Raw genomic sequence first — 25,584 nt, 5'->3', positions numbered from 1 at the left:
GTTTTCACTACACCTAAAGCTTCTTTTAATTCTCCTAAAGTTTTAACCTTCACGCCTGTCACTGCATAGTAGCATGGCAGGCAGTAAGCGGTGTTCGGGAAGCTGACAGCCTTGTCAGCACCGTGCTGTTCGATGGCAGCATTGACAGCGCCTTCTGTCAGCCCATACACTGCGTCATTTCCGCTAAATACGGTTTCAAATAATGTCACTGTTTCATCCTCCGCAAATGATATTTTCTTGGTAAAAGCGAATCTTTTTATATTCCCAGAGCCGCACGTTTTTCTTCTATTCTGGCGATCATGGCATCGCCCAGTTTTTCAATATCTTTCTCCACGGTGTACGCTGCTTCCACCCACTTGCGGACACCCTCTGTCAGCCAGTATGTGACCTCAGAGGAACCGCTGACCTGCGGGTCTACACCCAGGAATGTATCAATCCCCGTGGCAACCACATAGTTTCCGATGGACACGGCTTTCTCTGACATCCATTCCGGTGCGCATCCCACAACGGGAAGCTTGGAGATGGGCAGCCCGGAATCCTTTGACAGCTCGGACGCCAGGACCATCATACGGCTGATATCCACACAGGACCCCATATGCAGGACAGGCGGAATATCTGCCAGCTCACAGACTCTCTTTAAACCGGCTCCGCACAGGTCTTTTGCCCTCTTATCCATGAGTCCGGCCCTTGCCGCTGCCTGGGCGGAACATCCTGACAAGATCACGATGATATCGTTTTTGATGAGCTTTTTCATCAGCTCAATATGCGCGTAGTCCGGGCGTACCCTTGGATTGTTGCAGCCGACCATAGCTACAGCGCCCCGCAGCACGCCGGATGTGATACATTCCAGCAGCGGTTTCGTGGTGCCCAGCACGTCCACCTGTGAGTTTGTGACACCGTCCAGAGTCTTGACTATGGCCTCCACGGAATAGCCCACCGTGGCCTTTTGCTTTAACTGCGGAATATGTACCAGCTCCTGTTTTCTGTTGGCAAAATTCTCAACCGCTGTGCGGACGATCTTCTTAGCATTCTCCCCTGCTGTCTCTGCGTTAAAACGGATGAAATCGGAATCCGGCATCTGCGCAATGGGGGAGGTGGTGATAAACTTGGTATGGAAGCATTTGGAGAGAGGGCCCAGTGCCGGGAAAATGCACTGTACATCCACTACAATGGCTTCACAGGCTCCGGTCAGCACCACATTTTCCTGCTGCAGGAAATTTCCCGCCATGGGTACGCCTCTTCGCATGGCAACCTCGTTGGATGTACAGCAGACGCCTGCAACGTTGATCCCGTTTGCTCCCATGGTTTTTGCAAGTGCCACCATCTCCGGATCATCGGCGTATTCGCAGATCATCTCGGAAAGACTGGGATCATGTCCGTGTACAATGATGTTGACCTGATCCTCTTTCATGACACCCAGATTAGCCTCTGTATCCACCGGTTTCGGTGTGCCGAACATGACGTCTGAAAATTCCGTGCCGCACATGGAGCCGCCCCATCCGTCAGACATACCGGAGCGCAGAGCCTGACGCACCAGTGCCTCCGGTTTGCTGGAATTTCCCATATGTGTCATATGCATGGCAGTGGAAACTTCACGGTCAATGGCTCTCGGCTCGATCTCCGCGTCATGCCAGAGCTTCTGTGTATGCTCCGGCGCACGTTTCAGCCATCTCTGCACACCGAAGGGTTTTCCGTATTCCATAAGGGCCAGCTCTGACATCTCATGTGCCAGTTCATAGATATCCCGGCCCTCTGTCTCTACGCCCCATTCTTTTGCGATGCGGATCAGTTTCTCCGCGTCCTTTACCTTATAATTGCCATCCGGTGCCACCGTGTGCAGGGTATGGCAGATCTCACGCCCATGGTCTGAATGGGTGGCTGCCCCTCCTGCCGTAAAACGCAGAAAATTCCTTCCCGCAATGCCGTGTGCGTCACAGCCGCAGATACCTCTCGGCGCCTTTTTTGTAATCCGGCAGGGTCCCATGGAACAGATACGGCAGCAAATGCCCTCCTCGCCGAATTTGCAGTGGGGTGTCTGGTTCTTCACGCGCATCTGCCAGGAATCCGCACCGACCTTTGCCCCTGTCTCCAGCAGCCTGTCTGTGGCTGCCTCGAATTCTTCTACTGTTGTCAACCTAAACGAACTCATCCTTATCCTCCTGAAATATTGTATTTGTCTATATTATAACAACCCCGGGCAGGGGTTCCCATCAACGTTTTATTGACTTTCTTCAACGTTTCATTGATGGGGTATGCAAAAAGAAAGACACACCTCATTTGCGGTTCTGAGATGTGTCTTTCTTTATGAGTGAATTCGTGATTATTGTAACATACCGTTTCTTCGCTGATAATAAACAAAACGTTTCAAGCATGCAACGAATCTCTGAGGCGTTTCACCTCTGTATGGAATTTTTCCTGATTTCCTCCAGCCAGTACATCACATGGTTGTGAAAAAGGCTGATATCCGGGTTCTCTGCCTTTCCCTCCCGGGTCAGCATATAGGTCTCCCAGTAGAAAGGCCCCTCCTCAAAGGGGAGCATGACCAGATCGTCCTGTTTCATGTCATCAAAAATAAAATCCACAGTGACAGAGATGCCTTTGTTCTGCTGCACCATTTTATGGCACAGACTGAATCCGCTGGTCTCGAAAACGATATCCGGCTTAAATCCTGCCAGCCTGCACTGGCTCAGTATCAGGTTATGGATATTAAATTCCGAGCTTTCAATGTAAAGCTTTTCCCCCTCCATATCCTTTATGGAGACGGTTTCTCTCCCACTGAGAGGATGCTGCCGGTTGACCAGCAGTTTGATCTCGTACTTTTCCATAAATGTAGCCCTTGTGTTTTTCAGCAGGCCGTTTCCCACTGTAAAGGCCACATTTCCCTCTCCCTCCTGGAACAGCCTTTCCACCTGGCGGTCAGGATATTCCCGGTAATTGAATTTAATATGGGGATACTTTTTCTTAAAATCCACCAGGCATTCCGGAGTCACAAGCCTCAATATGCCGTAGGCGGACAGCAGGTCGATCTCATGGTTCTGCCGCTGTTCAATGCAGCGGATCTCGCTGCATATGGAGTGGTAAGAATTCAGAAATTCAGGGAGCCTGGCATACAGATAAGCGCCTGCTTCCGTGAGACTGATTCCCGTACCTGTTCTGTTTAAAAGAGAGGCGCCCATCTCACTCTCAATATTTTTTATGATCTTGCTGAGGCCCTGAGGTGTCATATACAGAGCGTGTGCCGCCTTTGTGATACTTTTGTGCTGGCACACGGTTTTAAAATACTCCAGCTCCTTTATATTCATCTTCTCACCTTTTGGCCGGAAAAGGACTTCCGGTCTCTCCCTATTTAATCAAGCTCAATTTCAATGAGTTCCGCTACCGGAAGTTTTTTCGTGGAGGATGCCTTATATTTCTTAAGCTCTGCCGCGGCTTCCTTTAACGGAATATTGGTTCCGGCTCCCGCCATACAGCCGCCCGGGCAGCCCATGCCTTCTATGAGGCAGCCATTCATTTTTCCGGCTTTGGCAAGGGTCAGCACTTTCTTACACTCTGCCAGACCCTCTGCATGTTCAATATGTACCGGGACTTCCGGGTGGTATTCCTGCAGGCATTCCTCAATCGCCTGGGCCACACCCCCGGCAATGGCATAACCTCTTCCCGCTGCGGTTGCATTGTGCAGGCTGCCCTGTTCTTCCATCATTGCCGGATCTATTCCCTTTGCGTCAAACATTCCCTGCAGTTCTTCAAAAGTAATGACAAATTCCACATCACTGCGGACGTCCGTTCTGGATGCCTCCAGTTTTTTCGCCGCACAGGGACCGATGAAGACCACACCGGCATTGGGGTATTTCTGTTTGATACTTCTGGCAGAGGCGACCATAGGGGTCAGCTCCTGGGATACACTGTCAATCAGATCCGGGAACTGTTTTTTTGCAAGCATGGACCAGGATGGACAGCAGGACGTGAGAAGAAAGGGCAGTTCTCCGGTGCTCACCTTTTCCGCATAGTGATGAGCTTCCGCGATTGCTCCGATGTCCGCGCCAAGCGCTACCTCATACACTTCCTTAAAGCCGAGTTTTAAAAGCGCGGCCTTGAACTTTGCCGCAGTCACGTCTTTTCCGAACTGGCCTACAAATGCAGGCGCCACTTCGGCAATGATCTCTTTTCCCTCACGCAGTGCCCTGGAAAGCTGGAAGATCTGGGACTTATCCGAAATTGCCCCGAAGGGACAGCTCACCATACACATGCCGCAGGACACACATTTTTTCGGGTCAATGGCAGCTCTGCCCAGATTGTCGCTTCCGATGGCCTTGACGCCGCAGGCCCTGGCACAGGGGCGTTCCATTTTGGAGATGGCGTCATAGGGACAGATGGCCTTGCATTTGCCGCATTTGATACATTTTTCCTGATCGATCACAGATTTTCCATTCACTATAGATATGGCATTTTTCGGACATACCTGTTTGCAGGGGTGGGCCACACAGCCTCTGCACATGTTGCTGACTTCATATTTGTTGGGCTCGCAGGCATCGCAGGCAGAAGGGATGACCTGCATAAGAGGCGGCTCATAATATTTTTCATCTATGTTACTGTTTTCCATTCCTGCAGTGATATGGACTGCTTCATTTTCCGGGCGCAGGGACATACCCATGGCAAGGCGGACACGCTCGCTGGCCACCGCTCTCTCCCTGTAGATACTCTCCCTGTAAGTTGCCCTCTCCTTTACAATATGATACGGGATGGCTTCTATCTCATCATTGAAATTATCCTTTGTGGATGCAAAAGCAACCTTGCAGATTTCTGTAAATACTTCACGCCTGATCTTCTTTACCGGGGTTTCTACACTTCTCATTTAAAATCTCCTGTTCTCAATCATGCTCTAATACCATCTATCCGCACATTAAATGGTTAGAATCTATCGTTTACATATCTTGCGTAACTGTGGTCAGTTACTATCTTTCATTCTATGAAATATCAGGAGAAATGCAAGTTTTTTATTCAATACACTGACCGGTCCATTCTCTTATAGGACAGGCATATGGGTTTTCCCGTCCACGGGTCCCGGCTGATACTGGCATCCAGGGAAAATACATCCGCCAGGGTCTTTTTCGTCATGATTTCCTCCGGGGTTCCCTTATAAAGCACTCTGCCGGAGCGCATGGCAATCATCCAGTCTGAAAATCTAGCCGCCAGATTCAGGTCATGGAGGACCATAGCAATGGTTTTTTTCTGTTTTTTATTCAAATCCTCCAGAAGCTCCAGCACCTCAAGCTGATGCGTCATATCCAGATAGGTGGTTGGCTCATCCAAAAGGATGAGAGGCGTATCCTGGGCAAGGGCCATGGCGATCCAGGCCCTCTGCCGCTGTCCTCCCGAGAGCGCGTCCATATCCCTGCCGGCAAGCCCCTCCATATCCGTAATGGAGAGCGCCCAGTCAACGGCCTCATGATCCTCTTTTTTCAGCCGCCCGAACCCTCTTTGATGGGGATATCTGCCGTAAGACACCAGCTCTTTGACCGTCAGGCCCCCCGGCGCCTGAGGCCCCTGGGGCAGGATCGCCATTTTTTTTGCCACCTCCACTGTGGACATTTTGGCGATCTGGCTGCCGTCCAGAAACACATGGCCCTCCCGGACAGGTGTCATGCGGGACAGGGCTTTTAAAAGAGTGGATTTCCCGCAGCCGTTAGGTCCGATGATCGATGTCATGTTTCCTCCGGGAATCTGCACATCCATAGCCGGGATGACAATATTTTGATGGTATGCAACGGAAATGCCTTCTCCTGTAAGTACAGCATCCATATAAAAATCTCCTTTACGTTTTAATCAGCAGATACAGAAAATAGGGGGCACCGATCACGGCAGCCACGATTCCGACGGGAATCTCCCTCGGCGACAGCAGCGTGCGGGATATCAGATCCGCATATGTCATCAGCACAGACCCGGTAAGCACAGTGGCCGGAACCAGGATTCTGTAGTTCGGTCCCACCAGACGGCGCGCCATATGAGGGCAGACCAGGCCTACAAAGCTCAGTCCTCCGCCCACCGCACAGCAGAGGCCCGACATGGCGATGGCTGCACCGAGAAGGACCACGGTCTGCCTGGACACGGCTGTTCCAAGTCCCACAGCCGTCTGATAGCTTAAGGACAGCACATTCAGCGTGCGGCTTTTATAAAAAACAAACAGTCCAAGGAGCAGAAGGCTGACAAAAAGCATCCGCACATTCTGCCAGTTGGCTCCCCATATGCTGCCGGACAGCCAATTCTGCACAAAGGCATAATCACTGTCCGGCAGGCGCAGCATTAAAATGGTGGTCACACTGGACACGGCAGTGGAAACCGCCACCCCCATCAAAAGCAGCCTGCGGGATGAAATCCCCTGTCCTGTGCGGGCCAGCCGGTAATCCAGCACAGCCACCGCCATGGAACCGGCAAAAGCCAGTACAGGAAGCAGCACAGTAAGGCTGACAGAGCTTTGCGGCACCAACACCAGAAACGCTGCCACAAAAAGCCCGGCACCTGCATTGATTCCCAGGATTCCCGGCTCAGCCATATCATTTCTCGATACGCCCTGGATCACACAGCCGGAGACCGCCAGCCCCACGCCTACCAAAAGACTGGTGAAGATTCTGGGAAGCCTCAGGTTCAGAAGTGTATAGCGGACACTTTTTGTGCCTCCGCCCTTTAAGATCTCCCACATTTCCTCCGGGCTGATTTTCCGGTATCCCGCATTTATCTCCAGCCATATGCCTGCAAGCAGCAGGATGATCAGGATCATAAATACCGTAACCATACGGATCCTGCGTCTTCTCTCACTCAAAAGTCCTCTCCTCCTTCCTAGCTGTCCAGATAAAGAACGGCACCCCCACCACAGCAAAAACAAGGCCGATGGGCACTTCACCGGGGGCATTTATCATTCTGGAAAGAATATCTGCCGCCAGCATGAAGAAAGCTCCTGCCACCATGGAACAGGGAATCACAGACCTGTAATCCGCACCTGTAAAATACCGCACAACATGAGGTACCATCAGGCCCACAAAAGCCACCGGACCGGCAAGCGCCACGGAACCGCCCGCAAGCAGCAGGACCACAAAAAGGCAGACCGTCCGGGAGCGTTCCACGGAAAGTCCCAGCCCTCTTGCCGCCTCCTCCCCCAGACTCAGCAGTGCAACTCTTCCTGAAAGAGCCGTGGCTGCGGCCAGTCCCAGAAGGATCACCGGACCGGCGAAGATAAGCTGTTTTCCGCGTATTCCCGCCACGCCCCCCGCAGTCCAGAAGGTGAGATTGTAACCGATCTTACACAGAATCGCCACTGCCTGACTCAGGGATGAGAGGAAGATACTCACAGCGCTTCCCGCAAGCACAAGCCGCACCGGGTCCAACCCGCGCCTGTTCAGGCTCATAAGCCCATATACAGTAAACATAGCCCCTGCTGCCCCCAGAAAGGAAAAAAATACAACACCTGAGAACCCCAGCCCCGGCAGGAATGCCAGACAGAGTGCCAGCGCAAAGGAGGCTCCCGCGTTGATTCCCAACAGTCCGGAGTCTGCCAGCGGGTTCCTGGTCACCCCCTGCATCATGGCGCCAGCCGCTGAAAACGCTGCTCCTACCAAAATACAGCCCGCTGTCCGCGGTATCCTGAGTTCCCGTATGACCAAATGCTGCCGGTCGGTAAGATCCGGCCGGAGCACCGCATCCAGAATCTTCCCGGGAGGAATGCCCGTACTTCCGTATAATATGGAAAGGACTGCGGCAAGTAAAACTGCCGCAGCTCCTGCTGTCAAAAAACATACTGTCTTTCTTTTTGCATCTCTGCCCATTATTTTCCCTCAAATCCTCTGAAGAAATCAATAAAGATATCAAGCTGCGCATTGTAGGTGATCGGGTCCCTGTGCATGAAGGACACCTGCTCATAAGGGAGCACTCTTCCCTCCTGCACGGCCTCCAGGCTGTTCCAAAGCTTGGAATCCTCCACAAAGGCACTGTCCGTATCTGCCAGCACGCCATACAGGATAAAATCTCCTGTGTATTCAGGCAGCGCTTCCAGGGAAACCACCTGATACTGGGTATCCCCATCCACCATATCTGCCTGCACTGCCTCAGGCGCTTTCAGCTCCCACATATCGTATAGAATGGAACCGCCTCTTGCGAAATGGCTGCCCATAGTGTAGATCTGCTGAGGCCATACCTCCACAATGGATACTGTCCTGTCACCCACGATTCCCCGGATTTCCTCTTTGACGTCAAGCGCCCGCGCCTTAAAATCAGTAATGTATTCCTCTGCTTCCCCGCTTTTTCCCACCAGGTCCGCAATATACCGGAAGACTTCCTCATCACTGCGCTTTCCGTCCTGAATATAAACCGTAGGGGCAATTTCGGAATATTTCTCATAATCTGCCTCTGTGATGGTTACGATCAGGTCCGGCTCCTGCGCAGCGATCATTTCCAGGGAAGTCTCCGCGCTTGTAATGTCCATCTCCCGGATTCCCTCTGTCTTATCCGCCAGAAACGGATTCGACAGGGAATACGGGGACGCGATGGCAGGCTTTACGTCCACAGCCAGAAACTCACCCAGATAATAGTCCGTGACAATGTTCTCCGGGTTTATGGGAATCTCCACCTGTCCCTTATCTGTCTCCACTGTCCGCATGCCCTCTTCTGCTTCCCGGGAGGCGGCGTTTTTCTCAGGGCCTTGGGATTTCTGAGCGGTACTTTCATTTTCTGTGTCCACCTTGTTATTTCCCGATTCTCCGCCTTTTCCGGAACAGCCTGTCAGCATGCCCACAGCGGCAAGTACGGCAATGGCCGGCGCCAGTCTTCTCGTCCTATTCATCATAATGTCTTCCCTTTCTCGTAACGGCATATTTTATTCTTTAGTTAGTTATAGCTAATTGACAGCAGTCATTCTAGCATACTATACTATTTAAGGCAACATTTTTTTGCAATTGCACCTGATCGGAATATATCTGTCACCGTATGAAAAAACGATATTTTTTGTGGTAAACCTCTGAAGCTGAGGGATAATAAGACTGCGGCCCTGTATAAAACGGACTTCCGCACACGGGACCTGTACAGCAGGCTGCCGTATTTTCAGAAAAGGAGTATGGAAAATGAGTATACAAAGTCATCGTGAATTTCAAGACAGGATTTGGCAGAACCTGGGATTCACCTCACATAAAGAGAAACACTGCACCCGATATGCCAATGAAAATCGGCCGGAAGACGGAACCTGCCTTTTATATGAGCGGCCCGGCCTGTATGCTTTTACTGTGGCGGACTATACGGTATCTGTCCCTTTTTCTCTCGCCTTTGCGTGCCGTGATACGCAGCTCCGGTTCGGCAGTTTCTATGACGGCAGGACACGGTTTGATATGGAAGGGATCTCTGCCCACACCTCCACCCCGGCATCCTTTCTGGTGCGGGAGGAGAAGGTGAGAGGACAGCAGTTCTGGAATGCCGGACAGCACTGCAGGGGAATCGAGTTCGCTGTATTTCCTGATTTTGTAAGATACTTAAAAACCATTGACCCTCATGCTTCTGTACTGGACAGTCTCTCCAAAAACCGCACATACCATGCACTGCCCCCGGAAATCGTCACCGTGCTGCACCGTTTATTTAAAGTGGCGCAAAACGGCAGCCTCACCCCGCTTATGCTGGAAGGCTGCCTGCTGCAGTGTATGGACATTCTGACAAATGCAGTAAAACAGGGAACGTTTTCTGCACCGGATGTGATGCCCACCGTATATTTGGGTAAAAGAAAAATCACCTTTGATGAATTCGACCTGCTGGCTGTCCAGCGGGCAAAAGAAATTCTCACAGAAGACCCTGCCAATGCCCCCACCATTTCACAGTTGAGCAGACAGGTTTTTCTCAATGAGCAGAAACTAAAGGCCGGTTTTTCCATGTGTTTTCACATGACGATCGGCCGGTATCTGAAGGAATGCCGTATGGCCAAAGCGGCTGCCCTTCTCACCTCCACCTCCATGAGTGTCCGCAAGGTCGGACAGGCTGTGGGATATACAAGCTGCGCATCCTTCATCAAAGCCTTCCGCCGGCACTACAGGAAAACACCTCAGGAGTTTCGCTGTGCAGATTCGGAAAAATAATCCTCCGCCAGTATGGCATACCCTGCCGCATCACAGCGGCCCTGGTTATTCCAGTCTGCCTGTCTCCTGGTGCCCTCGTATTTCATCCCGCATTTTTTCATCACTTTACCGGAGTTGGCATTGCGGGGGTCATGACGGGATTCCACGCGGTTTACCTGCACATCCTCCATGAAAAAGCGGATCACTTCTTTCAGGGCTTCTGAGGTCACACCCCGGTGCCACCATTTCCGGCCGATGCAGTAACCGATGTGGACCATTTCTATGGAATCATCTTTTGATACGACAGAGATAGAGCCTATGGGTTCCTCTCCGTTTTCCTTCAGCGTGATCGCCCACTGGTAAAAATCCTTCTCCCCATAGTGGAAGATCCACTCCTCCAGAACTTCCCCGGATACCTCCGGGCTCTTGTGGGCAGGCCACATAAGATAGGCTGTCACCTGCTCATCCTTTGCCCAGTTATGAAACATCGCCTCTGCGTCGTGCATGGTAAAACGGCGCAGCACCAGCCTTTCTGTCTCCAGTTCCTCTGTTCCTCTGTGCTGCATATCCTGCTCTCCTTTCTTGTTAAAACAACTCGTCCAGCAATACATAATATCTGATCTTATCCCAGTCCGGGGCCATTCCCAGTTCCTCAAAAAGCAGATTTACATATCCCTCATTTTTTCCTGTATTGTACTCTAAGCTTCTCACGCACAAGGCAATATCCTGCCAGATATCCGCTGTCCCCGCTCTTCCCAGGTCTATAAAACCACTGATTCTGTTATCCTCTGCAAAAATATTCGGCAGACAGTAGTCCCCGTGTGAGAACACCGTCTCTTCTTCCGGCCTGTGTTCCTTCAGCCACAGAAGAAGTTCCTCAGCATTTTCAAATTCCTCCCTCCCATAGGTGTCCGGCTCATGGTCAAACTGCAGGCCTTCCGACACACGCAGGGATGCCTGTTCCAGTTTGTAATCCAGATGCCGCTTAGACGGGCAGCCGCTTACGTCCACTGTCCACAGCATTTTCAGCCCTTCTGCCAGAAGATGCACCAGAAGCCTTGGACTGCTGAGATACACCTCATCACAGAGCATTTTCCCCCTGGCTCTTGTCATCAGAAGGTATCTCATATCACCGCTTTTCTCCGCACAGATGATTTCCGGAACAGGGAGTCTGCCCTGCAGCCATCTGAGCATTTCGTGTTCACTGCGGGACTCGTTTTTCTCCCGCTCTGCTTTTAATACCATATCAGAAAAGCAGAATATTTCCGAACCGGACCTGCCTATGGTATCTTTCCTGTATTCCCGGTGTTCCGTATATTCTCTTATACGCTCCGGAAGTGCTCTTTTCATATCAGCCTCTCATTTCTGTGTCAAAGTAAATTGGAAAATCGCTTTCGGCAGACAGCGGCGTGCAGACTGCCGGAATGACGTCTCAAAAACACTTGGATCAAATCTGTTTTTTCATAAAGATCAAATCTTTATCTGTCTCAAAACCGTTTTTTTCATAAAAATGTTCGGTCGCATTTCCACGCAGGGTCATGAGCTGAACATTCTCAATGTTTCTTTCGCGGAGCCGCCGCTCAAATTCCCGGTAAATTTCAGAGCCGATACCGTTTCCTCGGCTGGTATTTCTTACACAGAATTCTTTTATCTCAAACAACACCCCGTCATAAAACTGCTCGGCAAACCCAAGCACCATACCACATAACACGTCCTCCTCATACGCGCAGATCCCGTAAAAGGTTTCCGCTTCTGCCATCTGCCGAAGCCTGGTTCCCGCAGTCTCCGGGGTCCAGGCATCGTTCCAGGGCGGCGCATTAAAGGTCTCCACATACATGGCTGCAAGGGATGCCAGATCCTCTTTCTCAATCTCTTTATATGTAAGCATTTATCTGTCCTCCTTTTTCATGGGCATTCTTCAGGGATCAGTCAAACTGTGTCTTCCAGTGCTCTGCCCCCGCTGCCTCAAAGCACATGGCGATCTGTTCCTTTGTATTTTTATCCTCCGCAAGAGGCGGCAGCTCATCCATGGAAAAGTAGCCGCTGTCCACCGTTTCCAGATTCTTTTCAAAATGTCCGCCGATCACGGTGCAGAGTATGATGACTTTGCAGATTTTATATGCGTACCGGGGCTGGTTGTGTTTTTCCCTGTCTTGGATGGCAATGACCAGATCCGCTGTCACGTCCAGACCGGCCTCCTCCTTCACCTCTTTGATGGTATTCTCCTTCACAGACAGATCCACATCCACCCATCCGCCGGGCATAGACCACCTGCCGTCATTTTCCTGTACCAGAAGGATCTTGTCCCCCTCAATTATGGCTGCCCTGCAGTCCATCTTCGGCGTCTGGTAACCCACCTCACAGCAGAACAAGTCTTTTGCTTTCTCAAATGGCATATCTGCCTGCTGGCTGATCATCTCCGCCGAAATTTCCCGGATTCGTTCAAAACGCTCTATATCGTATTTATCTTTACAGTAATATAAGGCACTCTGTGCAAGACTCTGCAGCTCTACTGCCCAGTCCAGCCAGTTTTGTTTTTCGTCTTTCATATGTATTGATCGCAGGTGGGCCGCTTTTATTATACTGCGGAAAGCCGAGGCTTTTTAGCCCGTCTGCTGCTCCTTTCGTCGTTCTGTCTGTTTCCCTTTAAATAATGGAATCGTTCCATTTTGTTTTTATTTTATACTTCCGAGCGCCACGCCAAGGGCAAGTCCTATGGCAATGCCTGTGCCCAGGTTTCCGAATATGGTTTTTCCAAAAACCACACCGAAAATAATCCCCATACTGATACCCATAGCCAAACGCCGGCCCTTTTCGCTCTCCTCCGATTCATTGCCGGTGGGCTTTTCCGAATCATTGCCGGGAATCTTTTCCGAATCATTACCGGGTTCCTCTTCTCGTTCATTGCCAGGTTCTTCTTCCGGTTCATTGTCGGGCATCCCTTTTGTCTCGTTATTTTTCTCCTCTTCCGGCCCGCTGCCGGAATCAGCTTTCGCATGATTGCCGGTGCGGCTTTTTTCTTTATCCTTCATATTTCTTCTGCCTCCTCAGCAAGCTTCTTATCTTTTTTTATCTGCTCCCTTTTATCCACTCCATCCGGAACAAAACGAAAGACAACAAACTCCGCGTTTTCCTCCGTGTCATTCTGAAATGTATGAATCGAATTTTGCACCCGCACAATCTCTTTTTCCTTTGCCCAGTCTGTGCAGACTTTCCCCTCTTCCTTCCACTTGCAGGTCAGAATCCCTTTTGTCACTACCAGGATTTCCTCTATTTCTGAATGGTAATGCCACTCCTGAACCGCCCCTGCCGGAAGGCTGTTCAGATGGACTTCACATTCCGGATAGATGAAATAATCCACTGCTGTGCGGTTTTCCTTTACTGTGTGTATCCCTTTCCCCTGGCGGTCTATTTCCAGTCTTTCTCTCATATTATCCCCTCTCCCCTTTCACTCTGCCTATTTTGTAATTTTTAAAGCCGCCGGAAGCAGCACTGCGAACAGCAGGAATCTGCCACTTGTTTTGATTATACAGGATTCCCCGCCTATTGACAATGAAACTCCTCAGAGTTTCCATTTACACCTGTCCTCAATCTATGATAGACTTATCCATATCAGGCAGAATAATATCTGCGCTCCGCCCAGCTTACATTATGGACAGACCAGATCCCGCAGTTGGAGAAAGAACTTGACTGCTCCTATCAGGCTGAACCCATGGAGGGCATATTTAAGGAAATTGTATCCTCACAGCTTCTCGCGTGTAAAAAAGATCCCGCACATTATATGTGGTACACCTTCTGGTTTCTGATCCGAAAATCTGACCGGACTGTTGTAGGCTCTGCAAGCTTCAAAGATATTCCCGATGAAAAGGGTGAAGTGGAGATCGGTTACGGCCTTGGTAAAGCCTTTGAACATAACGGATATATGACGGAAGCTGTGAAAGCTCTGTGCCGGTGGGCACTTGGTCAGAACGGGGTACAGCATGTGACCGCAGAAACGGATTCGGAGGGTTCTGCCTCCCAGAACATATTGAAAACATGCGGTTTCACAGAGTATAAAAGAGATGAAACGATATGGTGGCGTCTATAGAATTGATATGTCAGGAGAAGAAAAATGAATGACAGACCTGTTTTAAACAAGCATCTGGACGGAGATACTTTCCGCAGTTATTACTATCTGAAAGAGGAGTTAACCGCGTTCTGCCGTCAGAACGGCATACCAGCGTCAGGCGGAAAACTGGAGCTGACTGACCGGATCGCGCACTTTCTGGACACAGGAGAAATTTCTGCTGCTTCCAAAAAGCCAAAAACAAAACCCGTGTACACAGAAATAACGGAAGATACCCTCATTGAACCAAATTTTGTCTGCTCTGAAGTACACCGGGCATTTTTCCAATCCAGAATCGGCAGCGGCTTCACCTTTCTGGTCCCCTTTCAGAAATGGCTGAAAACCAATACGGGAAAAACGTATCAGCAGGCCATTGAAGCTTACTTTCAGATACAGCAGGATAAGAAAAAAGGCAGAACAGCCATTGACCGCCAGTTTGAATACAACACCTATATCCGTGACTTTTATGCGGAAAATACCGGCAAACCATTGGAGGATGCTATTAAATGCTGGAAATATAAAAAAAGCCTTCCGGGCCACAACCGTTATGAAAAATCAGACCTGCATATTTTATAACTCCTTTATCCATAACACACCACAGCTATACCTTTGGTGACATACTGCCCTGAAAAACATTTTGCAGATACACAAAGGAGGCTGCACCCCGCCAAAGCGGGTACAGCCTCCTTTGTATGTCATGCGTGAATCCAAATTCATTTGGAGCCGCAGTTTGCGGAGGATGCGGCTATGGTTATATCATAGCGAATCTTTTTCCGTTTTACAAGCCACCCCAGGGGATATTTTTTCTATTTCAGGGGAATCTGCTTTCTCCTGGGGCTCATTTTCGGCATTTTCAGCCTTTTTTCTTTTATCTTCCCCGGTAAGCATCTTCTTTACTGAAATGATCAATAAGATCAACACCGCGATCAGCGGCAGCCCTGTGAGTACGGAAATGGTCTTCACTGCCTCCAGTCCGCCGATCAGCATAAGGCCGATTGACAGAAGACAGAACAAAATCGCCCAGAATATTCTGTTCCATCTGGCAGGCTCCTCATCTCCTTTCAGTCTCTTCATGGTTGTCCCGGCCAATACATAGGCACAGGAATCAATGGTTGTGGCAAGATACACAAAACAGACAAGACACAGGAATATCATCATAAGCTTAGGCATTGGCAGAGTCTGCAGAATCGCTACAATGGCAGCGCTCTGCCCTTCACTCTGCAGAATGGACGCGAGATCCACTCTGCCTGTTTCCTGCAGAAATAAAGAGTATCCTCCGAATATCATAAAGCTTACACAGCAGCCCAGAGATCCCCATATCAGTTGTCCCCACACGACATTCCGAATGGTTCGCCCTCTGGAAATACGTCCCACAAACATTCCCATCATAGGCATAAAGGCCAGCCACCAACCCCAGTAGAAAACTGTCCATTCCTGCGTAAACTTTCCGCTTCCGAAGGGGTCTGTGTATGTACTCATCTTCACAAAATCCGAAGCGTACAGCCCCAGCGAATTCACTTCCATCTTAAAAATATCTGTTGTCGGCCCCACAAAAAGCACAATTGCCATAAAGATAAATGCCATTACAACATTTATGTTGCTGAGTTTTTGGATTCCTTTATCCAGGCCCAGATATACGGAGGTTCCGAATATGCAGACCCAGATGATCAATACTATGATACGCACAACAAAATCATAGTTCTGCGGGATACCGAATACTTCCCGGATGATCACGGAAAGTACAGGCGCCCCGATACCGAGAGATGTGGAAATGGAACCCACAATACCGAAAATAACAAGCATGTCGATCACATTTCCCAAAAAACCTTTTGCATGCTTTTTTAAAACAGGCTCGCAGGCAATACTCAGACGCATTCCCGGTTTTTTGCGTACAAACATCATATAGGCTGTGGCGATGATAGCCGGGTTATAGAACGCCCAGGCACTCAGGCCCCAGTGAAACTGTCCGTACATATGGGCATACTCATATGCCTGTTTGCCAAACGGCTCCAGATCAAAAGGAGGGCCGCTTACATAGTAAATCGGTTCCAGAAAGCCCAGAATCACGATGCTGGTTCCCACACCTGCAGTAAAAAGCATGGCGATCCAGGAGAGATTGGAGTACTGCGGCTTATCCTCAGCGCTGCCCAGCTTCACGTTCCCGTGCTTACTGACTGTCAGCCAGATCAGAAAACCAAAGGATACAAGACAGGCCAGCAGGTACAGAAACCCCAGCCTTCCTGTACAGAACTCAAATACACTTGAAATTATCTGGTTGGAAATCTCCGGTGCCAGATACAGTGGAATAATTATGACTGCCAGGATCACTACAGCCGGGATAAAAACTTTCTTCTCAATCTTCTCAAACAGCTTCACATCGTGTCCCTCCTTTATGATGCCAACCGTTCCGTCATCGGTTTTACTCTTTGTATTTGACAACAAGGGCGTCAGCTACGCCTACCCCTTCCCCTTCCGGGTATACAAACAGAGGGTTGATATCCAATTCCTTCAGGGTATCCCTGTTTGCACTGGCGAAATCAGCAATGCTTACAATGGTATCACACAGGGCGTCAATATCACATTTTGCCCCGCCGCGGTAACCGTTCAGCAGTTTAAAGGATTTCAGTGATCTGAGCATGTCTAAGGCCTCCGCCTTACTGATGGGCGCCGGGTACAGTGCCACATCCTTGAACAGCTCCACGAACACACCGCCCATTCCCACCATGACCATGGGGCCGAACTGCGGGTCATTGTTCACACCGATGATCATCTCTACTCCTGATTTTAACATGGGAACCGTTAAAATCCCGTTGATCTTCGCATCAGGACGTTTCGATGATACACTCTCCATAATTTCATTATATGCCTGAACCGCTTCCTCAGGACCATGGATATTCAGTTTCACACCGCCCACATCACTCTTGTGCAGAATATCAGCGGATTCCACTTTCATGACCAGAGCTTCCTTTGTGTTCTTGGCAAACTCTGCCGCTTCCTCCGCAGATGTGACAATGACTTCCTTGGGAACCGGAACCCCGTAGGCTCCCAGCTCTTTCTTGCTGTCATGCTCGGACAGGGCATAGGTCTCATCGCTCTTCTTCTGGCCCACTGCAAGACTCAGGCTCTTATTCTCCGGTGTATAGGAAATAAAATCAGCCAGGTGGCGCAGGATCTTAAACGCATAGACCGTAGGCGGAAGCACCGGTACACCGATATTGAACAGCTTTTCCTGGTATTCCGCATTCCTGGTGTTTTCCGCAAAGGGGATCATGGCGATCGGTTTGCAGTTTTCCCCTTTTTCTTTTACCACTTTCTCAATTCCCTGGTACATATAGTGGATAGCCGGGTCCGCGATCTCCAGAAGCAGTGTATAGCCAATGAGGACCATACCGATATTGGGGTCATCCATCACAGTGCGAAGCGCTCCCGCGTACAGATCCGCGTCATAGGAGAGGCTCGCCGTCATATCCAGCGGATTGTTGGGTGAGGCGTAAGAGGGAAGCTGCTCTTTCAGAGAAGCCAGGGTCTCCTTCGTGAAATCCGGGTATTCGATACCGTTTAAACTTCCCACATCGGCACAGATTCCTGTCTCCCCTCCGGAGAGGTTCATGGAGGCAAATGTGGCCTGCTTTGGCATCTGTTTTAAGGTGGAGAGCATAAGGGACATGGCCATCAGCTCTTCCAGATCATCCACACGGATAGCGCCGAACTTTTTCAGCACAGCGTCAAAGGACGCATCGGAACCGGAAAGGCTTCCCGTATGGGAGGCTGCAATGGCGCCGCCCTTGGCACTTCTTCCTGCCTTCAGGATAACGACGGGTTTTCTCTTGTCCGCAGCTTTTTTCAGAACTGCCGCAAATTTATCCGCATTTTTAACGCCCTCAATATAGACACTGACTACTTTTGTATTCTCATCCTCAACCAGGAAATCCATGTAATCCTCCATCTGGACGATCTTTCCGTTTCCGGCTGATATACTGTAGGAGAAACGCATGCCCGGGCAGTCCATCAGGGACAGGCAGAGCTGTCCGCTCTGGGAGACGACACCCACACTGCCTTTTCTGTCTCTCTTGTCAGAGATAAACGCAAAGGCCTGCACATTGTCCACATAATTGACGAATCCCGCGCAGTTCGGTCCCATAACGGCAATGCCCAGCTCCCTGGCGGTCTCCATCAGTTCCTTTTCATTTGCCCTGCCCTCATCGGTTCCCACTTCACCGTATCCGCTGGCAAATATCACGGCACCGCCGCATCCTTTTGCAGCCCCTTCTTTTAACAGAGGGATCACTGTCTTCTGGGAAGTACAGATGACCATCAGATCCACGGATTCCGGTACTTCTGTCACACTCTTATAACAGGGAACCCCAAAGACCTGGTCACGCTTGGGATGTATAAAATATACATGGCTTCTGTCTTCCATATAAGTAAGGATATTGCGGCATACATCGCCGCCGAATCCTTCCTTCTCACTGGCACCGATGACTGCTACGGACTTCGGTTTCAGCAGTTTTGTCAAATCCATAGTTTTCTACCTCCTGTGAGAGGGCGGCAGAACCGCCCTCTTACTCAAAACCCCTATATTATCTGCCCTCCACCCCACGGCGATAGCAGGCTACATTCTTCTCATTATATTTGCCCTTTCCCTTTTTCTCAAAAAAGGAGACAATGGCTGTTTCCATATATTCAATAGTAAACAGATCACTGTGGGCCGCCAGTGCTCCCAGCATGACCAGGTTGGCACCCTTTGGATTTTTTACCTCTGCGGCAATATCCGTTGCGGGAATCTTTACTACCTTGATATCCTCTCTGTATTTCCTGTCCTCGGGCACGATGGAGGAATTTACCAGAAGAAGCCCGCCGGGTTTCAGACGATCCTCGAACTTATCGATAGCCGGTGTGTTCATGGTGAACAGAATATCCGGGTGCTTGGAAACCGGGCTGGCGATCAGCTTGTCACTGATCTTCACGGTACAGTTAGCGGTTCCGCCGCGCATCTCTGAACCATAGGAGGGGTAAAATAAAACATTTTTATCCTGTTCCATGCCGGCATTGATGAGGAGCATTCCGGCTGTCAGCACTCCCTGTCCGCCGAATCCGGCACAAATGATTTCTTTTGCCATGTCTATTCCTCCTCCTTTTTGTCTTTAAATTCACCCAGAGGGAAGTATTTCTCCATCTCGTTTTTCAGGTGTTCCATGCTCTTTACAGGAGTCATGTTCAGGTTTGTTGGACATGGGGAGAGCAGCTCAACCAGGCAGAATCCCTCGCCCTTCATATGTTTCTCAAATGCTTTTTTGATGTATTTCTTACACTGGATCATACCCTTGGCATCTGCCATGGTGCCTCTTGCCAGATAGGCAATGTCGAAGCCGGTAAATGCCTGCTCAACACGAAACGGCATACCCATCTTTTCCGGGTCTTTTCCTCTCGGTGTGGAGGTGGTAATCTGCCCCGGAAGGGATGTAGGCGCACACTGACCGCCGGTCATGCCGTATAAGCTGTTGTTGATGACTACAGTCACCACGTTGTCATTGCGCAGTGCGGTATGCATGGTCTCCGCCATACCGATGGAGTATGCGGCGCCGTCGCCGATATAAGCCAGCACCGGATTTTCCGGGCGCACCTTCTTGATGCCCACTGCGGTAGCCACGGGGCGTCCGTGGGCTGCCATAACTGTGTCAAATCTCCAGGAATCAATATTTAAAGAACCGCAGGCCACGTCAACCACAGCCAGAAGCTTTTCACTTAAACCCATCTCTTCCATTACTTCGGCAATCAGACGGACTGCCAGGCCGTGTCCGCATCCGGGACAGAAGCCACTCTGCGTAAATGTTACGGTTTCAGGAGCTACCAGTCTCATATCATACGCCCTCCTTTTTCAGCATTTCTTTTGCTTTCGCGATGATCCCGTCAGATTCCGGAATCTCGAAAATAGAACCAAAATGGTCAACCGGATATTTTCCGCCGGTAGCCAGGCGCACATCGTCTGTCATCTGGCCTAAGATATTCATCTCCACAGTGAGGAATGCTTTGGCGTTCTTTGCCTCCTCAAATGCCTTCACCGGGAACGGCCACAGTGTGATGGGGCGGATGAGTCCCAGCTTCAGGCCCTCTTCTCTTGCAAGTTCAACGGTCTCACGGCATACTCTGGAACTGATTCCATAAGCCACAAGCACCAGTTCTGCATCTTCCACCTGAATATTCTCATAGCGCTGTTCATCGCGCTCCATGTCATCGTATTTCTCTCTCAGGTAATTCTCATAATCCGGATGGGTATAATAAACGTTCTGGATCTTGCGCTGTTCACAGCCTTTTTTACATCCCTTGATGCTCCAGTCATATTTATCAATATCGTGTTCCCTGAATTCCGGAATCTCCACAGCCTCAATCATCTGGCCGATGGCCGCGTCGGAGGCGATGAGAACCGGATGGCGGTATTTTTCAGCCAGATCAAAGGCTTCCACCATAAGGTCCGCGTTCTCCTGAACAGAAGCCGGTGCCAGTACCAGTGTGTGGTAATCCCCGTGGCCGCCGCCTCTTGTGAGCTGCCAGTAGTCCCCCTGACCCTGAGCAATGTCGCCAAGACCTGTGCCGATACGCATAACATCCACGATAACTGCCGGAAGGTCTGCTGCCACCAGGTAGGAGATTCCTTCCTGTTTCAGTGAAAATCCGGGGCCTGCGGATGTGGTCAGTGCCCTTGCACCTGCTGCGGATGCTCCCAGTACCATGTTGACGCCTGCCAGTTCAGACTCTGCCTGGATGAACACCCCGCCCACATCTTCCATTCTCCAGGAGAGATATTCCAGAATCTCTGTCTGCGGAGTGATCGGATATCCGCTGTAGAAGCGGCATCCGGCTGCCAGAGCGGCCTCCGCCAGAGCCTCATTTCCTTTAAATAATACTTTTCCCATAATGAACCTCCCTCATCGTATTTCAAACACATAATCCGGGCATACGCGGTAACACATACCGCATACCACACATTTCTCTGCATTCACTTCAACCGTATTGTATCCCTTGGCGTTTACATGGCCGGATTCCTTTATGGCCTCCTGAGGACATGCGTTGATACAATACCCGCAGCCTTTGCAGCGGACGGGATTGGTGTAAACTTTTTCTTTTCCCATAATTTCATTTTCCTTTCTATAAATACTTCAGGAGATTGCTCCCTGTTTTGCTTTCTTACCGTGCCTGTAAATCAACATTGCCAGTGTGGCTCCCACCAGACCTGAAACTGCAAGAAAACCAAAAATAAAATTGTACCCTGAGCCGCCGAAGGCATCCAGCCACTTTCCAAAGAGCACAGAGTAGATGGAATCCGGCAGATAGCCGATGATGGATGCAATACCGATCACGGTTCCCGTCATAGCTCTGGGGATTCCCGCCTCACTGACCGTGGAAAATACAACGCCGTACATCATCATGGCGAATGCCCCCGGAATCAGTGTGTAAAGGCTGGCTGCCATGGGACTGATACCGGAAGGCAGAATGAGAACTGCCCCGAAAAGAACTGCCAGTATGACAAATGCCGTGGAGAGCCATTTACAGGTGGATTTAAATACTTTATCTGCAATGATGCCGCCCACAGGAGCCAGCAGCAGAAGCAGGTAGTTGCGGACAATGGAGATAAATCCTGAACTCTCCGGAGATACACCTATCACCTCGGTCAGATACGGATTGAAATAGGATATACTGGTGTAAAAACCATATCCGCAGAAAATAGTAAAGGAGACGATCCAGACAACGGGGTTTTTCAGCAGTTTTCCCACATCACCCATGTTGAATTTTGGTTCCCCGTCATCAACTTTTTCATCCTTTTTGTCACTGCCCTGCATAAGGAAGAACAGCAGAATGGCTGCGATAATAGCAACGGAGCCGCCTGCCAGAACGGCTCGGAAAAATCCCTGTTCCATATTTCCGCCTGCTGTCTTGTAAATGTTCAGCGCCAGCGTATTGGTCAGGGCTGCTGTAATTCCGTTGCAGGCATAATAAAGACCGTACATGAATCCCTGTTCTTCCTCTGTTCCGATGATGCGGACTGCTTTCATGAGCGCGGACCAGAATACAAATGCCGTACTGAAGGAGAGCCCCATCCAGATGAACATGGCGATCTTAAAGTCCATGGTAAATGCGTACAGGAAAGCCAGAGCTGATGTGCTGAGCAAAGATATGATCAGTGCTTTTTTCGGTGACACTTTATCTGCAATGATGCCGCCCGGTATGTAGAGGATCATATTTCCCACGGTGTACATGGTGAGCAACAGGCCGGACTGGGTGTTGCTCATATGCATGGCTGCAAGCTGTGCGTCATAAAAAATGTATTTCACGTAGGGCAGAAAATAGATGGAACCTCCTGCCAGGCCAAGGGTTATGACCGTAAGATATTTTCTCACTTTTGAATTCATAAAAAACCTCCATATGCATAGAATGGGGATGCTTTTTTCGCATCCCCACCCTATCTAGCAGAATAACGGATTACATATCCGGAGTGTCGGATTTGTCCGGTGTGAACAGCCTTCTGGCTACGTCACGGGTGAATTCACCTGTCTTTTTGGACTCCTCAAATACCCGGCGTGTCTGTTTGCGGATCAAGTCTACGGTATCTTTTACGATTGCTGCTGCCGCATCCTCATCGTTCATGTCTTCAATCTTTACAATGCGGAAGATAATTGCTTCGTAGATACGGATGCCGCCCATATTTGTAATAAAGTCAACAGCTACGTCTACACCTTTTTTGCGGAGGATCTCGTCTGCTTCCGGTGTGGTGGGGATATTGGCTGCCTCCACTAACAGGGATGCTTTGATCTTGTCAGCATTGTCTTTATTGATAACATCTTCCAGGGCTGCGGGAATTAGGATATCACATTCTTTTTCCAGCCACTGGCTGTTTGGATAAATTTCATAGTTGTCCTGGAAAGCTTCTTTATTTAATTCGCCCTTCGGAAGTCTGGTTGCCACCAGTTTAGGAATGTCCAGGCCGTCCTTGCAGTAAACAAGTCCATTTACGTCAGCGATTCCGATCACCTTGTAGCCCATGTCGTTCAGGGAGTTCACACAGCTTGCTCCTACACATCCGAAGCCCTGGATCACAACGGTAGCGCCTTCTTTTCCACCCTTCATCTTCCACGCTTCATCCGCTGCGGCCGCAACACCGTAGCCTGTGATCATGTCATACATTTTGAAGCCGTCATATGTCAGTTCTTTTTCCGCTCTGTCATGGTTTACAATACCCTGATGGATATCCGGATCTTCCTTCATGGCCTTTGTCTGCGGAATACCGATTCCCAGGTCATCTAAAATCCTTAAAACGTCGGAGTAGTCCACCCCTAAATCTCCGCCGATGGAAACACCTGCGTTGATAACCGGAGCGGTGGCTGTCAGGAAACGCCTCAGAACATCCAGGGCATCCGGAGCTTTGTAGTCATAGGCGATACCTGCTTTACATCCGCCTGTTGTGAGGGACTCACATGCTTTGTATTTGTATCCCATGGTTGTTGCAAGGCGGACCACTTCCTCCTTGGTAACGGTGGGGTGCATTCTTGTTCCGCCTCCGCAGTAATGATTTACGAAGTTGTATGCACACATCCATCCCTTTGCATCTGTCTCTGTGTCGTTCCATTCCACTACTAAATACGGTTTGTTTGCCATTGTAAAAATCCTCCCATTTTTAAATTGTTCTCTATTACAGAACCCTGTTCTTCATTGGTTTTATTTTTTTACTCGGCATTTTGCCGAGTAACCATTCTGAATTCTTTTTCTTTCTGTTCTGTATGTAAGAACTTCGTTCTTTTTTGATGTTATGAGCATATCACACCTTGTTTAATTTTTCAATATCTTATGGGAATCTTTTTCCTTTTTGTGCAAATTATCCAAATTTGATCTTTTATTTTCTATAGACGTTTTTGAATATCATTTGCATATCGTTTGAGGATCTGTACGAAAATATCCCGCTTCTCATCATCCATGCGAAGGGAAGGGGTGCTGATACTCATGGCGCCCTCCACTTTGCCCAGGTGATTCAGCAGAGGAACTCCCACACATTTGACGCCGAAGGTATTCTCCATGTTGTCCATAGCATAGCCGTCTCTCCTGGCATTCCTGACTTCCTCCCACAGCTTCTCCTTGTCTGTAATGGTATAGTCTGTGAATGCCTTCTTCTCGCGGCTCAGGATCTCCTCCACTTCCTCATCCGTCATCTGGGAAAGGATGACCTTGCCCACACTGGTGCAGTACATTTTTGAGCGCTCCCCTGTGACCGACCTGCCGGGCAGCATCTGGCCTTCCGGATAGACTGCCTCCAGATAGACCACCTCATCTTCATGGGGAATGGCAAGATATACCAGCTCTCCCGCCTCTTTTGCGATCTGATGCATATAGGGCAGCACTACCTTGGAAATGGTAAGGCTCTCCTTCAGCGCACGGCTGAGGGTAAACACTGCGGTTCCCAGCCTGAACTTCCCGGTCTCCGGGTCCTGTTCCAGATAATCCATAGCCTTGAAGGTCATTAAAATATTATGCACGTTGCTCTTGTATAATCCCAGCTTCTCACTGATCTCCGTCACACCCAGAGGTTGTTTTTCCACGAAACATCCCAGAATCTCCAAAGCCTTCTGCAGGCTTTTTACCTTGATCTCTCTCTCTTCACTCATAGCGGTTCGCCCTCCTGATTTTTATATAGGTGCCGTTTGTTCCGTATATAAGAACCCTGTTCATTATTGTACCTTACTAAAATATTACCATCTCCGACCACACATTACAAGCATATGTTTACAAAGGATACGCAAAAAGCCGCATCCCGTCATAGGATGCGGCTTTTTGAACTTGGAGTGTCTGTGAATTCAAATCAGGCTTTTCTGTACCGTTTTATAAGCGGAGGGACGGCACGCCAGCCAATACTGTAATTTTTACGGTCATCGATCGGAGGAAGATTAACCGTGATATCATCATACAACACCCGGCCCCTTCCCGCAAGCCGCCCCCTGGGTTATAAAAGAGAAAAAGTTTCACTCTTTTTTCCCCGCCAAATAAGGGCTTTCTGCTGTGTCCGCAGTGTTTTTTCCCTGCCTGATTTCCCCATCCCGGGGTTCCTTGCAAAATCTTATTTCAGGAAAGAATCCAGAGCCTTGTTCAGGCGTTTCAGACTCTCCGTGTCTCCCTTTTCCAGAGCTTCCTCAATACACTCATCCATGTACTGTTTCAGCACTTCCTTCCCCGCACCGTTGACTGCGGAGCGCACAGCCGCAAGCTGGATCAGGACTTCACTGCAGTCGCGCCCCTCCTCCACCATACCGCGTATGGACTTCAGATGACCGGTAGCCCTGGCAAGACGGTTTACCATGCTTTTATCATACTTCGTACCTGTGTCTTTTTTCTCTTCTCTCATCGCACAGTTCC

General features: G+C 49.7%; 27 protein-coding genes. 3 read left to right on the top strand and 24 right to left on the bottom strand.

Annotated elements, in window-relative coordinates; all coding sequences use genetic code 11:
- The 8 genes from WMO65_RS24195 to WMO65_RS24160 form a co-directional block, all read right to left on the bottom strand.
- Window positions 1–209 (bottom strand): hypothetical protein (locus WMO65_RS24195; protein WP_349064697.1); only part of this gene is annotated, 209 nt, incomplete at its 3' end.
- A 47-nt stretch (window positions 210–256) separates the two neighbouring features.
- The gene (cooS, locus tag WMO65_RS24190) at window positions 257–2,149 is read right to left on the bottom strand and encodes an anaerobic carbon-monoxide dehydrogenase catalytic subunit (protein ID WP_033142448.1); all 1,893 of its coding nucleotides are present in this window, start codon (window positions 2,147–2,149) and stop codon (window positions 257–259) included.
- Between the two features lie 244 nt (window positions 2,150–2,393).
- Window positions 2,394–3,302, bottom strand: a complete 909-nt coding sequence (locus WMO65_RS24185; RefSeq protein WP_148392149.1) for a LysR family transcriptional regulator — start codon at window positions 3,300–3,302, stop codon at window positions 2,394–2,396.
- A 44-nt stretch (window positions 3,303–3,346) separates the two neighbouring features.
- On the bottom strand, window positions 3,347–4,852 hold the full coding sequence (locus WMO65_RS24180) for a 4Fe-4S dicluster domain-containing protein (RefSeq protein ID WP_148392147.1): 1,506 nt from the start codon (window positions 4,850–4,852) through the stop codon (window positions 3,347–3,349).
- Between the two features lie 146 nt (window positions 4,853–4,998).
- On the bottom strand, window positions 4,999–5,799 hold the full coding sequence (locus tag WMO65_RS24175; protein WP_148392145.1) for an ABC transporter ATP-binding protein: 801 nt from the start codon (window positions 5,797–5,799) through the stop codon (window positions 4,999–5,001).
- A gap of 13 nt (window positions 5,800–5,812) precedes the next feature.
- Window positions 5,813–6,817, bottom strand: a complete 1,005-nt coding sequence (locus WMO65_RS24170) for a FecCD family ABC transporter permease (protein ID WP_148392143.1) — start codon at window positions 6,815–6,817, stop codon at window positions 5,813–5,815.
- Window positions 6,810–7,817: a FecCD family ABC transporter permease gene (locus WMO65_RS24165; RefSeq protein ID WP_148392141.1), complete on the bottom strand. Its 1,008-nt coding sequence runs from the start codon at window positions 7,815–7,817 to the stop codon at window positions 6,810–6,812. Before WMO65_RS24165 ends, WMO65_RS24170 begins: the two co-directional genes overlap by 8 nt.
- Entirely contained in the window at window positions 7,817–8,833 is a 1,017-nt protein-coding gene (locus tag WMO65_RS24160) for an ABC transporter substrate-binding protein (protein WP_148392139.1), read from the bottom strand. Before WMO65_RS24160 ends, WMO65_RS24165 begins: the two co-directional genes overlap by 1 nt.
- Window positions 8,834–9,107: 274 nt before the next feature.
- Between WMO65_RS24160 and WMO65_RS24155 the strand changes: the two genes are divergently transcribed.
- On the top strand, window positions 9,108–10,103 hold the full coding sequence (locus WMO65_RS24155; RefSeq protein ID WP_148392138.1) for a helix-turn-helix transcriptional regulator: 996 nt from the start codon (window positions 9,108–9,110) through the stop codon (window positions 10,101–10,103).
- On the opposite strand, the gene WMO65_RS24150 is transcribed toward WMO65_RS24155, so the two are convergent.
- The 6 genes from WMO65_RS24150 to WMO65_RS24125 form a co-directional block, all read right to left on the bottom strand.
- Window positions 10,070–10,648 carry a GNAT family N-acetyltransferase gene (locus tag WMO65_RS24150; protein ID WP_033142456.1) on the bottom strand — a complete coding sequence of 193 codons (579 nt, stop codon included), beginning with the start codon at window positions 10,646–10,648 and terminating at the stop codon, window positions 10,070–10,072. The two genes, WMO65_RS24155 and WMO65_RS24150, sit on opposite strands and share 34 nt — an antisense overlap.
- Window positions 10,649–10,667: 19 nt before the next feature.
- A complete protein-coding gene (locus WMO65_RS24145) occupies window positions 10,668–11,432 on the bottom strand; it encodes an APH(3') family aminoglycoside O-phosphotransferase (RefSeq protein ID WP_148392136.1) in 765 nt (254 codons plus the stop codon).
- Window positions 11,433–11,529: 97 nt separating this feature from the next.
- A complete protein-coding gene (locus tag WMO65_RS24140) occupies window positions 11,530–11,970 on the bottom strand; it encodes a GNAT family N-acetyltransferase (RefSeq protein ID WP_148392133.1) in 441 nt (146 codons plus the stop codon).
- 37 nt (window positions 11,971–12,007) lie between these two features.
- Entirely contained in the window at window positions 12,008–12,631 is a 624-nt protein-coding gene (locus WMO65_RS24135) for an NUDIX hydrolase N-terminal domain-containing protein (protein WP_148392131.1), read from the bottom strand.
- Between the two features lie 126 nt (window positions 12,632–12,757).
- Window positions 12,758–13,114, bottom strand: coding sequence for a glycine zipper domain-containing protein (locus WMO65_RS24130; RefSeq protein ID WP_207708206.1), 357 nt, complete (start codon window positions 13,112–13,114; stop codon window positions 12,758–12,760).
- Entirely contained in the window at window positions 13,111–13,512 is a 402-nt protein-coding gene (locus WMO65_RS24125) for a cupin domain-containing protein (protein ID WP_148392130.1), read from the bottom strand. Before WMO65_RS24125 ends, WMO65_RS24130 begins: the two co-directional genes overlap by 4 nt.
- Window positions 13,513–13,755: 243 nt before the next feature.
- Between WMO65_RS24125 and WMO65_RS24120 the strand changes: the two genes are divergently transcribed.
- Together WMO65_RS24120 and WMO65_RS24115 are read left to right on the top strand one after the other, a co-directional pair.
- Window positions 13,756–14,169, top strand: a complete 414-nt coding sequence (locus WMO65_RS24120; protein WP_243128799.1) for a GNAT family N-acetyltransferase — start codon at window positions 13,756–13,758, stop codon at window positions 14,167–14,169.
- Between the two features lie 24 nt (window positions 14,170–14,193).
- Entirely contained in the window at window positions 14,194–14,763 is a 570-nt protein-coding gene (locus WMO65_RS24115; protein WP_148392128.1) for a DUF6434 domain-containing protein, read from the top strand.
- A 180-nt stretch (window positions 14,764–14,943) separates the two neighbouring features.
- On the opposite strand, the gene WMO65_RS24110 is transcribed toward WMO65_RS24115, so the two are convergent.
- The 10 genes from WMO65_RS24110 to WMO65_RS24065 all read right to left on the bottom strand — a co-directional run bounded on the left by WMO65_RS24110 (window position 14,944) and on the right by WMO65_RS24065 (window position 25,573).
- Window positions 14,944–16,626: a BCCT family transporter gene (locus tag WMO65_RS24110; protein WP_243128798.1), complete on the bottom strand. Its 1,683-nt coding sequence runs from the start codon at window positions 16,624–16,626 to the stop codon at window positions 14,944–14,946.
- Window positions 16,607–18,709 carry an acetate--CoA ligase family protein gene (locus tag WMO65_RS24105; RefSeq protein WP_033142468.1) on the bottom strand — a complete coding sequence of 701 codons (2,103 nt, stop codon included), beginning with the start codon at window positions 18,707–18,709 and terminating at the stop codon, window positions 16,607–16,609. The genes WMO65_RS24110 and WMO65_RS24105 overlap by 20 nt, the downstream gene beginning before the upstream one ends.
- A gap of 58 nt (window positions 18,710–18,767) precedes the next feature.
- Window positions 18,768–19,307 carry a 2-oxoacid:ferredoxin oxidoreductase subunit gamma family protein gene (locus tag WMO65_RS24100; protein WP_148392126.1) on the bottom strand — a complete coding sequence of 180 codons (540 nt, stop codon included), beginning with the start codon at window positions 19,305–19,307 and terminating at the stop codon, window positions 18,768–18,770.
- Between the two features lie 2 nt (window positions 19,308–19,309).
- Complete coding sequence (locus tag WMO65_RS24095; protein ID WP_033142470.1) at window positions 19,310–20,047, bottom strand: thiamine pyrophosphate-dependent enzyme; 738 nt, start codon at window positions 20,045–20,047, stop codon at window positions 19,310–19,312.
- A 1-nt stretch (window position 20,048) separates the two neighbouring features.
- Window positions 20,049–21,101 carry a 3-methyl-2-oxobutanoate dehydrogenase subunit VorB gene (gene vorB, locus WMO65_RS24090; RefSeq protein ID WP_033142471.1) on the bottom strand — a complete coding sequence of 351 codons (1,053 nt, stop codon included), beginning with the start codon at window positions 21,099–21,101 and terminating at the stop codon, window positions 20,049–20,051.
- 12 nt (window positions 21,102–21,113) lie between these two features.
- On the bottom strand, window positions 21,114–21,317 hold the full coding sequence (locus tag WMO65_RS24085; RefSeq protein WP_148392124.1) for a 4Fe-4S binding protein: 204 nt from the start codon (window positions 21,315–21,317) through the stop codon (window positions 21,114–21,116).
- Window positions 21,318–21,344: 27 nt separating this feature from the next.
- Complete coding sequence (locus WMO65_RS24080; RefSeq protein WP_033142473.1) at window positions 21,345–22,595, bottom strand: MFS transporter; 1,251 nt, start codon at window positions 22,593–22,595, stop codon at window positions 21,345–21,347.
- 70 nt (window positions 22,596–22,665) lie between these two features.
- Window positions 22,666–23,838, bottom strand: coding sequence for a Glu/Leu/Phe/Val family dehydrogenase (locus WMO65_RS24075; RefSeq protein WP_148392122.1), 1,173 nt, complete (start codon window positions 23,836–23,838; stop codon window positions 22,666–22,668).
- 242 nt (window positions 23,839–24,080) lie between these two features.
- Window positions 24,081–24,839 carry an IclR family transcriptional regulator gene (locus WMO65_RS24070; protein ID WP_033142475.1) on the bottom strand — a complete coding sequence of 253 codons (759 nt, stop codon included), beginning with the start codon at window positions 24,837–24,839 and terminating at the stop codon, window positions 24,081–24,083.
- A 449-nt stretch (window positions 24,840–25,288) separates the two neighbouring features.
- Window positions 25,289–25,573 carry a metal-sensing transcriptional repressor gene (locus WMO65_RS24065; RefSeq protein WP_054353338.1) on the bottom strand — a complete coding sequence of 95 codons (285 nt, stop codon included), beginning with the start codon at window positions 25,571–25,573 and terminating at the stop codon, window positions 25,289–25,291.
- Window positions 25,574–25,584 lie beyond the last annotated feature (11 nt).

It is taken from the genome of Blautia caccae (assembly GCF_040095955.1).
GTDB lineage: Bacteria > Bacillota > Clostridia > Lachnospirales > Lachnospiraceae > Blautia > Blautia celeris.
Note: the sequence above shows the minus strand (reverse complement) of the source record. Positions and strands in the feature narration are given on the sequence as shown.